Origin of the sequence: Tianweitania sp., assembly GCF_032053605.1 — a bacterium.
GTDB lineage: Bacteria > Pseudomonadota > Alphaproteobacteria > Rhizobiales > Rhizobiaceae > Tianweitania.
Map to the genome: position 1 here is coordinate 1,376 of NZ_DAMBUH010000029.1, position 14,194 is coordinate 15,569.

A 14,194-nucleotide genomic window follows, 5' to 3' on the forward strand; every position below is an offset into this window, starting at 1 on the left:
CCATCTGCGCGGCGGCACGCTCGGCCACAACCATCGTCGCCTGATGCAGCACGGTTTGTGCCTGCGCGGCCTGTCCCTTAGCCTGCGTCCAGCGCAGATGCAGCAAGGTGGCTTCGGCCTTGCGGATGTCGGCCGACAGGTTCTTGAAGCGCTGCGCCTGGCGTGCCTGCCGTTTCAGGTTCTCGATCTGCGTGCCGAGCTCGCCCACCACATCATCAAGACGCTCGAGGTTCTGCTCGGCCGCGCGCAGCCGCAGTTCAGCCTCATGGCGGCGCGTATGCAGGCCGGAGATGCCGGCGGCTTCCTCCAGCAGCGCACGGCGAGCCTGTGGCTTCGCCTGGATCAGTTCACCGATGCGCCCCTGCCCCACCATGGACGGCGAACGAGCGCCAGTGGACTGGTCGGCAAACAGGAGCTGCACATCCTTAGCGCGCGCTTCCTTGCCGTTGATGCGATAGATCGAGCCGGCCGCGCGCTCGATGCGGCGCGACACCTGCAACTCGTCGTCGTTGTTGAAAGATGGCGGCGCGGAGCGATCGGAATTGTCGAGGAAGAGCGTGACTTCGGCGGCATTGCGCGCGGGGCGTGTTGCCGAGCCGGAAAAGATCACGTCGTCCATGCCGGACGCGCGCATGTTCTTGTAGGAGCTTTCGCCCATCACCCAGCGCAGCGCTTCGACAAGATTGGACTTGCCGCAGCCATTGGGCCCGACCACGCCGGTCAGGCCGCGCTCGATCACGAACTCGGCCGGTTCCACGAAGGACTTGAAGCCAAGAAGGCGAAGACGGGAAAAGCGCATCAGCTCTTTTCCAATAGCCAAGCGGACGCGGACAGGCCGCGCCCGAAGACCGGCTTAAAGCAGGCCGTCGATAACCGCCGACATCTCGTCAACCGAGAGCGCGCCGGAATATTTCTTGCCGTTGATAAAGAAGGTCGGGGTGGCATCGACGCCAAATTCCTGGGAGCCGCGGGTCCGGACAGCCCTGATATCGTCGAGCAGCTTCTGGTCGGTCAAGCAGGCCTCGAAGCTTTCCTGTGTAAAGCCGGCAAGCTTGGAGATCTGCAACAGGGCTGCCTTGGCGTCCTGAACCGGCGCCCACTGCTCCTGCTGCTTGAACAACACGTCCACCATGGCGAAGTAGTTGTCGCCGGCACAACGAGCCAGCATGAAGCCGGCTTCGGCGCGCGGATCGAACGGGAATTCGCGCATGATCAACCGAGCCTTGCCCGTGTCGATGTACTTTTCCTTGATGGTCGGCAGCGTGGCGACATCGAAATGCGCGCAGTGGCTGCAGGTCATCGATGCATATTCGACGATTGTGACCGGCGCGTCATCCTTGCCGAGCACCTTCTCCGGCAGCGAACCGGCCTGCAGCAGCTTCGCCATATCGACGTTGCCGGTTGCAGCCGGGGCTGCGCCGGAAGCGCCGCCAGCAGGCGTTTGGGCGTTGGCTACACCGCTTTCGCCAAAGGACGCCAAAGCGAGCGCGGCAGGAACGACTGACATCGAACCCAGCAGGGAGCGGCGTGTAAGCGAGGGCGTCATGATCGGGATCACCTGTGACATGGATCTGGTAGTGGGCATTTCGTAGTCGCCGCACCTTGATGCGGCAAATACGTCATTCCTGTCGTTAAACCAATTAAGTGCATGAGACAAAACATTCACGAATGCGCGAAAAATATGGTCACTTGCGGCGGCCAATCACCGCACGGCCCAAAGCCTCCAGTGATTTTCGCAAGCCTTCGTCCTCGATAACGCTGACGCGACCCGCCAGCTTCTCGCTTTCGCCCGACGTCAAAGGCCGTAGTTCCGGCTTCGGCTTGGCATGCGGATGCAGGATCGGTTTTTGCACGATCTTAATGCGGCCGATCGCGGGAAAGCCGAGATAGCCGTTGATGCGGCCGATGATTTCCGTGGCTTCATGCTGGATGCGCATGGCGGCCAGGCCTTCGCAGGCGATGATGAGGGTGGCCGGCTGATACGGATCGTCCTCATGCGCGCGACGCGGCCACTGGATCTTCTCAGGACGCGAAGTGGACGCGACCTTCGGCCCGACGATTTCTTCCCAGGATTGCACGAGACCGACCGAGATGCCGGCGCGCCGTTTCAGCACCGGATCAAGGATCGCGGTGGAAAGATCGCTGACGGGCTGGGCGTTGTAGGAGCGACGTTTCTCTGCCATGGGATGGGTTTACCGCTTCGCCACGCTGGATGGTAGCCGTCCTCCGCCGCATGACATCTCTTTCGACAGATCTGCCTCTCTTACCGCCGAAGGCCGAGCGTCTGCTCGCCTGGTATGATCGCCATCACCGTGTGCTGCCGTGGCGCATTTCGCCAGCGGAAGCTGCGCGCGGTATGCAGGCCGATCCCTATCGGATCTGGTTGTCCGAGGTGATGCTGCAGCAAACCACGGTTGAAGCGGTGAAGAAGTATTTCCTGGCCTTCACTGAGCGCTGGCCGGATATACTCGCGATGGCCGCCGCGAGCGAAGACGACATTCTTCGCGCTTGGGCCGGCCTCGGCTATTACTCGCGGGCTCGCAACCTCAAGAAGTGCGCCGATGTCGTGGCGCAGCAGTTCGACGGCCGCTTTCCCGATACGGAAGAAGGCCTACGCGCCCTGCCCGGCATCGGCGCTTATACCGCTGCCGCGATCGCGGCCATCGCCTTTAACCGTCCGGCCGTGGTGATCGACGGCAATATCGAGCGCGTGGTGACGCGGCTTTACCGCATCGATACGCCGCTACCGCAGGCTAAGTCAGACATCCGGGTCGAGCTTGCCGAGCTTGTGCCTGCCGATCGTCCGGGGGACTTCGCACAGGCTCTGATGGATCTCGGCTCTTCCATCTGCACGCCGCGCCGGCCCACCTGCATCTTGTGCCCGTTCAAGGATGATTGTCAGGCGCTTGCGCTGGACGAACCCGAACGCTTTCCCGTCAAGAAGCCTAAAGCGGAGCGCCCGGTGCGGCACGGTGCAGCCTTCGTTGCGCTGCGCGCTGATGGTGCGATCCTGCTGCGCAAACGGCCGAACAAAGGGCTGCTCGGCGGCATGGCGGAGGTGCCGGGCAGTGCCTGGGATGCCACTGGCGGGTTCGGCCCTAATGACGCGCCGTTTGCCACGGATTGGCAGCCAGCCGGCACGATCACTCACATCTTCACGCATTTCGCTTTGATGCTGGATGTCTACCGCGGGCAATTTGAGGGTCCCGCGCCTTCCGGCATGTGGTGGTCCGCACCTAGCGGCATCACCAGCGAGGCCTTGCCGACGGTGATGAAAAAGGCCATCGAAGCTGCCGTTCCCAACGCCTTCAAGCCCCAAGCGAGATGAGGATATGGCAGAGATCAAGCACATCGTTTTCGACATCGGCAAGGTGCTGATCCATTACGATCCGAATATCCCCTTTTCCCGCCTGATCCCGGATGAAGAAGAGCGTCGTTTGTTCTTCGAAACCGTCTGCACAAACGATTGGAACCTGGAGCAAGACCGCGGCCGCTCCTGGGAAGACGCCGAAGCGCTGCTGATTGCCGAGCATCCGAGCCAGGAAAGCATGATCCGGGCCTTCCGCAAGCACTGGCACGAAATGGTCAGTCACCATTACGAAGACAGCGTCATTCTCCTGCGCCGCCTGATTGCCGCCGGCTATGACGTCACCATGCTGACCAACTTCAACTCCGACACCTTCGCGCAGGCCCGCACGATCTTCCCGTTCCTCAACGAAACGCGCGGCGTGACCGTGTCGGGAGACGTCGCGCTGATCAAGCCTGATAAAGCGATCTACGACCGCCACGCCGCCGACTTCGAGCTCGATCCGGCCTCGACGGTGTTCATCGACGACAGCCTGAAAAACGTCGAAGGCGCCAAAGCTGCCGGCTGGCAGGCAATCCATTTCACGAGCGCCGAGCAGTTGGAGAGGGGCCTGCGAGGGCTTGGGGTGGAGTTCTAAAAGCTGAACTCTGATTGCCGAAGTTGATTTTTCCGGCTGCTGCAGCTAGGTTTCTGGAGTGAGGAGCCGAGCTTTTGCCCGACCCCTCGTTTTCTAGAACGTGAATTGGACCCGGAACGTTACTTGCCAGCTCGTCCGGGTCCGTTTCACTTCCAGAGTGATGCGCATCGGTCGAAACCGCATCGCATGCACCTCCAGTTCGAGAGCAAAGCCCTTGCCTGGGCCGGAGTAGCTTATCCTCTCCGGTGCGCCGGCTGGCTCGGCGCGCCTGCTTTTGCTCTCAGAACCTGTTGAAGGTGGGCCTTACGCCCCGGCGCGCTCGATGCCGACACGCGCCACGCGACGGAGTTCGTCGATTGGCGTGAGGCCGCCGGCGCGCTCGTAGTGCCAGAAGGTCCAGCCGTTGCAGGCTTCGGCTTCCTGCACCTGGGCGCCGACCTTGTGGATCGAACCGGCCAGTGTTCCGCATGACAGCGTGCCATCAGCGCGAACAACGGCCGTGTAGCGGCGCTTGGCGTCGTAGAGCTTGGTGCCGGCTTTCATCAGGCCTGCATCGATCAGGCTGACGAAGGCGATGCGCGGTTCGGAGCGCTTGCTCACGAGCAGTTCCAGTGCCTGGCGCTCAAGCGTCTTCACATCGGCAATGCGTTCCTGCGCGGCATCGATATAGGCCTGCTCGCGCTCGATGCCGACATAATGGCGGCCGAGACGCTTGGCGACGGCGCCCGTGGTTCCCGAACCGAAGAACGGGTCGAGCACGACATCGCCCGGCTTTGTGGACGACAGCATGACGCGTGCCAGCAAGGCTTCCGGCTTCTGTGTCGGATGGATCTTGACGCCCTTCTCGTCCTTCAGGCGCTCATTGCCGGTGCAGATCGGGAACAGCCAGTCGGAGCGCATCTGCACGTCGTCATTGGCGGCCTTCATGGATTCGTAGTTGAAGGTATAGCCCTTGGCACTGCGGTCGCGGCTGGCCCAGATCATGGTTTCATGCGCGTTCTGGAACCGGCGGCCGCGGAAGTTCGGCATCGGGTTGGTTTTGCGCCACACGACGTCGTTGAGGATCCAGAAGCCGAGATCCTGCATGATTGCGCCGACGCGAAAGATGTTGTGATAGGAGCCGATCACCCAGATCGTGCCGGTTGGCTTCAGCACGCGGCGCGCGGCGAGGAGCCAGGCGCGGGTGAAGGCGTCATAGGCCTGGAAGCTTTCGAACTGGTCCCAATCATCATCGACCGCATCGACCTTGGACTGGTCCGGACGGTGCAGCGCACCTTCGAGCTGTAGATTATAGGGCGGATCGGCGAAGATCGCGTCGACGGAATGGTCCGGCAGGCGGTTCATGGCCGCCACGCAATCGCCTTTCAGGATCGTATCCAGCCAGGCCGGAGCGGGCTGGCCCTTGTAGAGGGGTGCGAGCGAAGTCTGATCGTCAACGAGACGCAAGGCGGTCATGGCGGGCACTCGAACAAACGCGTTACAGGGCTTTTACTGACCGTTATGGTTACCGAACGGCGTAAAAATTTGATGAACCTATCGCGCTATTTGCGTCTGCGTGCCCCTTGCGATAGACCCCGCCCCTTCCCGACCGTGTCCGATTGTCCTTGGAGCTTCCTATGCCGCAACCCGATCTCGTGATCTTCGACTGCGATGGTGTCCTGGTGGACAGCGAGATCATCGCCGCGCGCGTAGATGCAGGCATCCTCACCGCTGCAGGCTTTCCGATCGAGGCGGAGGAGTTTGCCGAACGCTATGCCGGCCTCACCTTCAAGGACATTCTTCTTCGTCTCGAAGGCGAAAGCCAGATCCCGTTCCAGGCGCGGATGATCGACGAGGCCGAAAAGCAGCTAGATCAGCGCCTGAGGGCGGAAGTGCGAGTTTTGGAGGGCGCACACGAAGCCGTTGCGTCGGTTAAGACCAAGCGCTGCATCTGCTCGAACTCCACGCTGCCGCGCCTTGAGATGATGCTGGATAAGGTGCGGCTCAAGCCCTTCTTCGAGGGCCATATCTACTCGGCGCGCAACAATCCCGGCATCCGCCACAAGCCGGCGCCGGATATCTTCCTGCATGCAGCCGAAAAGGAAGGCGCACGGCCGGACGTTACCTTCGTGATCGAGGACTCCGTGCATGGCGTCACGGGAGCGGTGGCCGCTGGCATGCGCGTGATCGGTTACACCGGCGCCTCGCACAGCTATCCCGGCCATGCCGATCAGCTGACCGAAGCCGGCGCTGAAACGGTGATCCGACGCTGGGCCGATTTCCCGACCGTGCTGGCGGCGCTCTCCGAATGGTCGGAGAACGCCTAGGCTCTTACTTCTTCGCGCCTTCGTCGAAACCGACAAAGATCGAGACGTTGCGCTGCGGCGGCATCGGGATCGTGATGTCGGCATCGGTGAACATGAACTGCGTTGCCGCCGTCGTGTCGCTCACCGGCACCTGCTGCTGGTGCAGCTTGGAGTAAAGCACCTCTGAGCCCCGCACCACCGCCACACGGATCGGCATGGTGATCGTACCCGGCCGCACTGCCGGCCCCGGCACGACCTTGCCGGCCGCCGCAACCTTGATCGTGACATTGTCGCCTTCATAGGTGCAGGCTCGCGTGGTGTCGGACAAGGACGCCTGATAGATCACCTTGGTCGCATCACCGTCGCCACCCTTGGCATAGGTGGAGAAGTAGGACGTGCCTTCGCGCAAGGACACGCCCGGGCAATAAGCGCGCAGTTCCGACTCACGCACAACCGGCGGCTTGGCCATATCCGGAACATCGCGGGTCGGATTGTCGCTCGACTGACAGCTCGCGGCGATCAAGGCCAAGCCCATCACGAGCGAGCGGGCGAAAAGTCCACCAGTCTTCAACGGAACCCCCATCCAAGCTTTCAAACCGAACTGCCGTCCTATACACAGCCCGCGACTGAAATGCGACGGCCTGACGCAATCCTGGCTGTCGCGTTCCACAGCATGCGACAGTTCCAGAGCCACGGACACCCCGTCATGAACTTCATCAGCACCCGCGGCAACGCACCTCGTCTCGGATTTCGTGATGCTTTGCTCGCTGGCCTTGCCCGCGATGGCGGCCTTTATCTGCCTGAAACATGGCCGCAGTTCTCTGCCGCCGAGATTAAGGCCATGCGCGGCCTGTCTTACCCCGACCTCGCCGTTCGCGTGCTGACACCTTTCGTAGAAGGCGAGATCGAGGCCGAAACCTTTTCGCAGATCGTGCATGAAGCCTACGCCACCTTCCGCCACCCGGCCGTGTGCCCGCTGGTGCAGCTGGATCAGGACCGCTTCGTGTTGGAACTGTTCCATGGCCCAACGCTCGCCTTCAAGGACGTCGCCATGCAGTTGCTTGCGCGGCTCATGGATCACGTTCTGGCCGAGCGGGGCGAGCGCGCCACGATCATCGGCGCAACCTCGGGCGACACGGGCGGCGCCGCCATCGAAGCCTTTGCCGGCCGCGACCGCACCGACATCTTCATCCTGTTCCCGGATGGCCGCGTGTCGCCGGTACAGCAGCGGCAGATGACGTCCTCCACGGCCTCCAACGTTCATGCGCTGGCGCTATCAGGCAATTTCGACGATTGCCAGACCATCGTGAAGGACCTGTTCAACGACCACGCCTTCCGTGACGGCGTGGCTTTGTCGGGCGTGAACTCCATCAATTGGGCCCGCGTCATGGCCCAGATCGTGTATTATTTCTCATCCGCTTTGTCGCTCGGCTCGCCGGATCGGGCCGTGTCCTTCACCGTGCCGACCGGCAATTTCGGCGACATCTTCGCAGGCTACGCCGCCAAGCGCATGGGTCTGCCGATCGAGCATCTGGCGATCGCCACCAACGACAACGACATTCTGGCGCGTGCTTTGTCATCGGGCGCCTACGAGATGCGCGGCGTGACCGCCACGACCTCGCCTTCGATGGACATCCAGATTTCCTCGAACTTCGAGCGCCTCCTTTTCGAGGCCTCGAACCGCAACCCGGCGGAAGTCACCGGCTATATGAACGGGTTGAAGCAGTCCGGCTCCTTCACCATTGCACCGGCCACGCTGGATGCCATCCGCGCCGAATTCTCGGCCGGCCGCGCTTCCATGGCGGAAACCGATCGCACCATCGAAGAGGTGCTGGCATCAACCGGCTACCTGCTCGATCCGCACACCGCGACCGCCGTTAAGGTCGCCACCGAAACGAAGAGCGAGGCGCCGATGGTGGTGCTTGCCACTGCTCATCCCGCGAAATTCCCGGACGCTGTGCAGGCCGCCAGTGGCCGCCGTCCGGAACTTCCGGTCTGGCTCGGCGATCTCATGGACCGACAAGAGCGCTTCACGACCCTTTCCTCGGACGTAAAAATGGTGAAAGATTATATCCCCCGCCATTCGCGGGCAGCCCGATAATGGGCAGATAATGGGATTGAGTCTCTATGAATGTTGAGGTCAGCCGGCTGTCCAATGGTTTGACAGTCGCCACCGAAACGATTCCTCACATCGAGTCGGTTGCACTCGGAGTGTGGGTGAAATCGGGTTCTCGCCACGAGCACGAAGAAGAGCACGGCATTGCTCATCTGCTCGAACACATGGCTTTCAAGGGCACCAGCCAGCGCTCTGCCTGGCAGATCGCCTCGCAGATCGAGGATGTCGGCGGCGAGATTAACGCCGCGACCAGCGTCGAAACCACGTCCTTTTATGCACGCGTGCTCGATACCGACGTGCCGCTCGCGATCGACATTCTTGCCGACATTCTGAGCGACTCGAAGTTCGATGCGCATGAGCTCGAGCGCGAGCAGAACGTCATCTTGCAGGAAATCGGCGCGGCTTTCGACACGCCCGACGACATCGTTTTCGACCACTTCACCGAAACGGCTTTCAAGAACCAGCGCGTCGGCCGCTCGATCCTCGGCACACCGGAAACGGTGCAGTCCTTCACGCCGCAGCAGCTGCGCGGCTTCATGGATCGCCAATATGCCGGCGACTCCATGGTCGTGGTCGCGGCCGGCAATCTGAAACATGAGGACTTCGTGCGGGAGGTCGAAAAGCGGCTCGGTCATTTCCGCCCTCACGCCGAGACCCAGACGCTGGACCAGGCGACCTATGTCGGCGGCGACTTCCGCGAGCATCGCGACCTCATGGATGCGCAGGTGATCCTCGGTTTCGAGGGCCGCGCCTATCATGCGCGCGATTTCTACGCCTCACAGGTTCTGTCGATGATGCTGGGCGGCGGCATGTCTTCGCGCCTGTTCCAGGAAGTGCGTGAAAAGCGCGGCCTTTGCTATTCCGTTTATGCCTTTCATTGGGGCTTTTCGGACACCGGCATTTTCGGCGTTCACGCCGCAACCGGCAAAAGCGACCTTGGCGAACTGATGCCGGTGATCGTCGGCGAGTTGCAGAAGGCCGGCGAGCAGATCCAGCAGGAAGAGCTCGACCGTGCCCGCGCGCAATATCGCGCAGGCCTCCTGATGTCGCGTGAAAGCGCTGCCAGCCGTGCGTCGCAGATCGCACGGCAGCTGCTTCTTTACGGCCGGCCGATCCCGACCGAAGAGTTGGTGGAGCGTTTATCCGCCTTGACGATCGAGCGCCTCACCGACCTGTCGCACCGCATGTTCTCGAGCACGCCAACCGTAACCGCCGTGGGTCCGGTGGAGCCGTTGATCTCCTACGACGCGATCTCGCGGCAACTCGGCAGCGCTTCGACACCGCGCAAACTCGCCATCGGCTGAGACACCGGCACCCATGCTCGCTTTGCCCTTCGCTCAAAAAGCCACTCCGGTGCTGAAGGGCGAAAGGATCACGTTACGGCTGCCGGTCGGACGCGATTACGAGCAGTGGGCGGCCCTGCGGCAAGCGAGCCGCTCCTTTCTGGAGCCTTGGGAGCCGCTCTGGTCCGTCGATGAACTCGAGCGCTCGGGCTGGCGTTATCGGCTCGAACGCAACCGTACCGAGTTCAAGACGGGCAGCGGCATTGGTTTTCTCGTGATCGACAATGCGGAAAACCGCGTGACGGGCGGCATCACCATGGGCAATATCCGGCGCGGCGTCGCGCAGACATGCCAGATCGGCTATTGGATGGGCGAAAACTATGCCGGGCGCGGCTACATGCTGGACGCGCTGAATCTGGTTATCCCCTTCGCATTCCGCGAGCTGCGGTTGCACCGGATCGAGGCCGCTTGTATCCCTTCCAACGCGCGCTCGGTGCGTGTGCTTGAAAAAGCCGGATTCACGCGTGAGGGACTTGCGCGATCTTACCTGCGCATCAACGGCGCATGGCAGGACCATCTTCTTTACGGCCTGGTCTGCGACGACGCGCGCAGATAACCGGGTAACTTCCAAGTCGACGGGGTGAGTTTGCCGCGCTTCATTCAAAACTCGATTCTGGCCGTTCTCGCCTTGATCGCCCTCGTTATGGCGGCAATGCCTGCGTCGGCCGTCGAACCGATCAAGATTACCCGCGATGATGTTGCGCTCAATTTGACCGGTGCGGTCGAAATCCACCGCAATCAGGGCAGCACGTTCCAGGTCTCCACGGCACCCGGTCCCGATGGGATCGTGCGGCGCATCGAAGTCGAGGCGATGAACCAGGATTCGGCGGGCGACTGGGCCGTGTTTGCGCTTGCCAACACGACCGACCAGCAGCTCGACCGCCTGATCGTCGCGCCGCATTACCGGCTTGTCGGATCCGGTATCCTCTGGCCGGATCTCGGCTCGACCCGCATTTCGGCCATCACCCCTAGCGAAGGCTTCGCGCTCGACCGACAGGCCAGCGAAGATGCCGACGTGTTCCTCGTCACGCTGAACCCGAATACGGTCGTGACCTTCGTAACCGAAATGGCGTCACCGCGCCTGCCGCAGCTCTACCTTTGGGAAACCGAGGCCTACAAGGACCAGGTCAATTCCTTCACGCTCTATCGCGGCATCGTCATCGGCATCGCCGGCCTGCTTGCGCTGTTTCTGACCATCCTGTTCGTGGTCAAGGGAACCTCCATGTTCCCCGCCACTTCCGCCCTTGCCTGGGCGGTGCTCACCTATGTCAGTGTGGATTTCGGCTTCCTCAATCGCCTGATCGAGGTCGCACCGGGCAATGAACAGATATGGCGAGCAGGCACGGAGGTGGCGTTGGCCGTTACCCTTGTCGTGTTCCTGTTCACCTATCTCAACCTCAACCGCTGGCACGGACATTTCGCTTATGGCGCGGTGATCTGGATTTTCGGCTTGATGCTTCTGGCCGGCGTCGCCGTGTTCGATCCGGTCATTGCATCCGGCATCGCACGCATGTCGATGGCCGCCGCCGCCGGTATTGGCCTCCTGCTGATCGCATACCTCACCTTCCGCGGTTATGACCGCGCCATCATGCTAATACCCAGTTGGCTGATGGTGCTGGCTTGGCTTGCCGGCGCTTGGCTGACGATCACCGGCATGCTGAACAACGACGTCGTGCAGCCGGCCCTCGGCGGTGGCCTGGTGCTCATCGTTCTGCTGATCGGCTTCACCGTCATGCAGCACGCACTGGCCGGCACCGGCATGCATCAGGGTCTGCTCAGCGATCTCGAGCGCCAGGCGCTGGCCGTGATCGGCTCCGGCGACATCGTGTGGGACTGGGACGTTCTGCGCGACCGTGTGGTAACCCGTCCCGACGTCGCGCCGCTGCTCGGCCTGGCGCCTGCCAGCCTTCAGGGCCCTGCCCGCAACTGGCTGCCGGTGCTGCATTCCGACGATCGCGACATGTTCCGCACCACGCTCGATGTCGTCCTCGAACATCGCCGCGGCCGCGTTTCACAGGATCTGCGCTTGCGCGGTGCCGACGGTCATTATCGCTGGTTCTCGCTGAAGGCGCGGCCGGTGATCGGCTCGGACGGCGAGGTCATCCGTTGCGTCGGCACGCTGATGGAAGTGACGGATCAGAAGAAGGCCGAAGAGCGCCTGCTGCATGATGCCGTTCATGACAACCTGACCGGCCTGCCCAATCGCGAACTCTTCATCAACCGCCTGGACACGATCATCTCGGTGGCCAAGACCGAACCGTCCGTGCGTCCGACCGTGTTCGTGATCGACATCGACCGCTTCGGCGAGGTCAACGATGCGCTGGGCGTTGCGGCCGGCGACACGATCCTGCTCACCATCGCGCGCCGTTTGCACCGCTTGTTGAAGCCGAGTGATGCTCTTTCGCGCTTGTTCGGCGATCAGTTCGCGTTGATGCTTCTGTCGGAACAGGAGCCTGCACGCATCGCCGCTGTCGCAGAAGCAATCCGCCAAGCCGTGCGCGCGCCGGTTACCTTCGCCAAGCGCGAGATCGTGCTGACGCCATCGATCGGCCTAATCTCATGGTCCTCGACGCAGAACGCGGCTGAGGACATGCTCAAGGACGCCGAGCTTGCGATGCATCAGGCCAAGCGCTTCGGCGGTGACCGCATCGAGCCGTTCCGCCCTGCTTTCCGCTCCGTCGGCACCGATCGCCTGACGCTGGAAGCCGATCTGCGCCGCGCCATCGAGCGCAACGAACTGTCGCTTGCCTACCAGCCGATCATCCGCCTGGAAGACCGAAGCCTCGCCGGCTTCGAGGCCCTGCTGCGCTGGGAACATCCGCGTCGCGGCGCGATCTCGCCGTCCGACTTCATTCCGGTGGCGGAAGGCTGCGGCCTAATCGTCCAGCTCGGCCTTCTATCCATGACCCGTGCCGCCGAAGATCTCGCCGAATGGCAGAAGCATCTGCGCGACACGCCGATCTTCGTGTCGGTCAACCTTTCCAGCCGCCAACTCCTGCGCCGCGACCTCGTCAGCGATGTGCGCTCGGTGATCGCGCGGTCAGGCCTTCAACCTCGCCATTTCCGCCTGGAACTGACCGAGTCGCTCGTCATGGACAGCCCGGAACAGTCCGCACACGTTCTCGGCAAGCTGAAGCAGCTCGGCATCGGCCTGTCGATCGACGACTTCGGCACCGGCTACTCCTCGCTCTCCTACCTCACGCGCTTCCCCTTCGACACGATCAAGATCGACAAGAGCTTCCTCGACGACGAGAGTCCGAAGCGTGGCGTGCTGTTGAAATCGATGGTCGCCATGGCCCACGATCTCGGGCTGTCGGTGGTCGCGGAAGGGGTCGCGGACGAGGAAGATGCCGAGCTTTTACGGAAAATGGGCTGCGAATATGCCCAAAGTTTCCTGTTTGGACCGCCAATTCCGGCGGAAATCGTCCAGAAAATCCTGAAAGAGCAGGCAAACACGGCTCAAACGGTGAAGGCTTAGAAGCGTCTTAGCAGGAAATTGAAGATGGCCGCACCAACAACGCCGGCCATTCCGCCTGATGCTTTCACCAACGCATCGAACATCCGGGCATGACGACCGGGGATGATCATTTGCAGGATCTCCAGCCCCACCGCAACGCCCACGACGATGATGGCGATGCGCGGGAGATGCTTGGGGTATGCCAGGCCGAACAGGCCGCCGATCAAAGCGAATGCGAACAGCCGCTCATAGTTCGGCCCGCCGACATGCGGACGCAGGCCGATCGGCGAAAGCGTTGAAAACGCTATGAAGATCAAGACGATCCAAGCCGCCGGAACGGCCACACGGTGCAACGAAGCTGCAGAAAAGCGCGAAATGGGTCTGACCTTGCTTGGACGTATCAGGCGTGCCCAGCCGTGTGGCTGAGATGCGCAAGGTCGATGCCGATCGAGCTCAAGATACGATCGTATTTCTGCTCGATCTCGCTATCGAACAAAAGCTCGGCGTTGGCCGGGCAAGTCAGCCAACCGTTTTCGATGATCTCGGTTTCCAGCTGCCCCGCACCCCAGCCGGCATAGCCGAGCGCCATCAAGGTATGCTTAGGCCCCTTGCCTGCCGAAATCGCGCGCAGGATGTCGACAGTTGCTGTGAGAAAGATGTCTTCGGCAACCGGTGTGCTGGATTCCATCGTCACATCGTCCGAATGCAGCACGAAGCCGCGGCTGCGATCGACCGGGCCGCCATGGCGCACGATCAGATCACGCGCCGAGTCCGGCAAGCGAATGGCATCCTGTTCTTCGATGACGCCGATCTGAACCAGCAAGTCCGGGAAGCGCATCTGCCGGGGCTGATTGATGATCAACCCCATCGCGCCGTCCTCATTATGGGCGCAGATATAGATCACGGTGCGCGCAAAGCGGTCATCCTTCATCGCCGGCATGGCGAGAAGGAAGTGATCATCGAGGTAGCCGTGCTCGGCCACGGTGTTTTTCTTGCCCAACAGTTCCATGAATCCAAGGGTAACGCGTTTTGAAAAGCCGTAAAGTGGC

At 61.9% G+C, this 14,194-nt stretch carries 14 protein-coding genes; 7 read left to right on the forward strand and 7 right to left on the reverse strand.

The features are described 5' to 3' along the window. The 3 genes from RTX98_RS09075 to RTX98_RS09085 form a co-directional block, all read right to left on the reverse strand. Window positions 1–799: chromosome segregation SMC family protein (locus RTX98_RS09075; RefSeq protein ID WP_312796102.1), on the reverse strand; the 799-nt coding region annotated here is incomplete at its 3' end. 54 nt (window positions 800–853) lie between these two features. After that, a complete protein-coding gene (locus RTX98_RS09080; protein ID WP_312796151.1) occupies window positions 854–1,546 on the reverse strand; it encodes a DsbA family protein in 693 nt (230 codons plus the stop codon). A gap of 139 nt (window positions 1,547–1,685) precedes the next feature. Then, window positions 1,686–2,183 carry a DUF721 domain-containing protein gene (locus RTX98_RS09085; RefSeq protein ID WP_312796104.1) on the reverse strand — a complete coding sequence of 166 codons (498 nt, stop codon included), beginning with the start codon at window positions 2,181–2,183 and terminating at the stop codon, window positions 1,686–1,688. A 50-nt stretch (window positions 2,184–2,233) separates the two neighbouring features. On the opposite strand from RTX98_RS09085, the gene mutY reads away from it, so the two are divergent. Then, on the forward strand, window positions 2,234–3,328 hold the full coding sequence (mutY, locus tag RTX98_RS09090; protein WP_312796106.1) for an A/G-specific adenine glycosylase: 1,095 nt from the start codon (window positions 2,234–2,236) through the stop codon (window positions 3,326–3,328). 4 nt (window positions 3,329–3,332) lie between these two features. Then, complete coding sequence (locus RTX98_RS09095) at window positions 3,333–3,944, forward strand: HAD family phosphatase (protein ID WP_312796107.1); 612 nt, start codon at window positions 3,333–3,335, stop codon at window positions 3,942–3,944. 303 nt (window positions 3,945–4,247) lie between these two features. On the opposite strand, the gene RTX98_RS09100 is transcribed toward RTX98_RS09095, so the two are convergent. Continuing rightward, window positions 4,248–5,399, reverse strand: coding sequence for a site-specific DNA-methyltransferase (locus tag RTX98_RS09100; protein ID WP_312796108.1), 1,152 nt, complete (start codon window positions 5,397–5,399; stop codon window positions 4,248–4,250). Window positions 5,400–5,560: 161 nt separating this feature from the next. Here RTX98_RS09100 and RTX98_RS09105 point away from each other — a divergent pair, with 161 nt between their 5' ends. Then, window positions 5,561–6,250, forward strand: coding sequence for an HAD-IA family hydrolase (locus tag RTX98_RS09105; protein WP_312796110.1), 690 nt, complete (start codon window positions 5,561–5,563; stop codon window positions 6,248–6,250). 4 nt (window positions 6,251–6,254) lie between these two features. On the opposite strand, the gene RTX98_RS09110 is transcribed toward RTX98_RS09105, so the two are convergent. Then, window positions 6,255–6,800, reverse strand: a complete 546-nt coding sequence (locus RTX98_RS09110; protein ID WP_312796112.1) for a hypothetical protein — start codon at window positions 6,798–6,800, stop codon at window positions 6,255–6,257. 135 nt (window positions 6,801–6,935) lie between these two features. Here RTX98_RS09110 and thrC point away from each other — a divergent pair, with 135 nt between their 5' ends. The 4 genes from thrC (at window position 6,936) to RTX98_RS09130 (ending at window position 13,166) form a co-directional block, all read left to right on the forward strand. After that, window positions 6,936–8,330 (forward strand): threonine synthase, encoded by a 1,395-nt coding sequence (gene thrC, locus RTX98_RS09115; RefSeq protein WP_312796114.1) that lies wholly within the window; start codon window positions 6,936–6,938, stop codon window positions 8,328–8,330. A gap of 26 nt (window positions 8,331–8,356) precedes the next feature. Continuing rightward, the gene (locus RTX98_RS09120) at window positions 8,357–9,649 is read left to right on the forward strand and encodes a pitrilysin family protein (protein WP_312796116.1); all 1,293 of its coding nucleotides are present in this window, start codon (window positions 8,357–8,359) and stop codon (window positions 9,647–9,649) included. 13 nt (window positions 9,650–9,662) lie between these two features. Next, on the forward strand, window positions 9,663–10,244 hold the full coding sequence (locus RTX98_RS09125) for a GNAT family N-acetyltransferase (RefSeq protein WP_312796118.1): 582 nt from the start codon (window positions 9,663–9,665) through the stop codon (window positions 10,242–10,244). Between the two features lie 87 nt (window positions 10,245–10,331). Then, window positions 10,332–13,166 carry a putative bifunctional diguanylate cyclase/phosphodiesterase gene (locus RTX98_RS09130; RefSeq protein WP_312796154.1) on the forward strand — a complete coding sequence of 945 codons (2,835 nt, stop codon included), beginning with the start codon at window positions 10,332–10,334 and terminating at the stop codon, window positions 13,164–13,166. On the opposite strand, the gene RTX98_RS09135 is transcribed toward RTX98_RS09130, so the two are convergent. Together RTX98_RS09135 and RTX98_RS09140 are read right to left on the reverse strand one after the other, a co-directional pair. Next, window positions 13,163–13,462: a VanZ family protein gene (locus RTX98_RS09135; protein ID WP_312796119.1), complete on the reverse strand. Its 300-nt coding sequence runs from the start codon at window positions 13,460–13,462 to the stop codon at window positions 13,163–13,165. The genes RTX98_RS09130 and RTX98_RS09135 overlap by 4 nt on opposite strands. Window positions 13,463–13,545: 83 nt before the next feature. Next, window positions 13,546–14,154, reverse strand: coding sequence for a YqgE/AlgH family protein (locus RTX98_RS09140; protein ID WP_312796120.1), 609 nt, complete (start codon window positions 14,152–14,154; stop codon window positions 13,546–13,548). Window positions 14,155–14,194 lie beyond the last annotated feature (40 nt).

Bases quoted from the DNA above. Each gene is read 5' to 3' on its own strand.
- mutY (WP_312796106.1), top strand. From the start codon at position 2,234: ATGACATCTCTTTCGACAGATCTGCCTCTCTTACCGCCGAAGGCCGAG.
- RTX98_RS09100 (WP_312796108.1), bottom strand. From the start codon at position 5,399: ATGACCGCCTTGCGTCTCGTTGACGATCAGACTTCGCTCGCACCCCTC.
- RTX98_RS09095 (WP_312796107.1), top strand. From the start codon at position 3,333: ATGGCAGAGATCAAGCACATCGTTTTCGACATCGGCAAGGTGCTGATC.
- RTX98_RS09105 (WP_312796110.1), top strand. From the start codon at position 5,561: ATGCCGCAACCCGATCTCGTGATCTTCGACTGCGATGGTGTCCTGGTG.
- thrC (WP_312796114.1), top strand. From the start codon at position 6,936: ATGAACTTCATCAGCACCCGCGGCAACGCACCTCGTCTCGGATTTCGT.
- RTX98_RS09125 (WP_312796118.1), top strand. From the start codon at position 9,663: ATGCTCGCTTTGCCCTTCGCTCAAAAAGCCACTCCGGTGCTGAAGGGC.
- RTX98_RS09120 (WP_312796116.1), top strand. From the start codon at position 8,357: ATGAATGTTGAGGTCAGCCGGCTGTCCAATGGTTTGACAGTCGCCACC.
- RTX98_RS09085 (WP_312796104.1), bottom strand. From the start codon at position 2,183: ATGGCAGAGAAACGTCGCTCCTACAACGCCCAGCCCGTCAGCGATCTT.
- RTX98_RS09080 (WP_312796151.1), bottom strand. From the start codon at position 1,546: ATGACGCCCTCGCTTACACGCCGCTCCCTGCTGGGTTCGATGTCAGTC.
- RTX98_RS09130 (WP_312796154.1), top strand. From the start codon at position 10,332: ATGGCGGCAATGCCTGCGTCGGCCGTCGAACCGATCAAGATTACCCGC.
- RTX98_RS09140 (WP_312796120.1), bottom strand. From the start codon at position 14,154: ATGGAACTGTTGGGCAAGAAAAACACCGTGGCCGAGCACGGCTACCTC.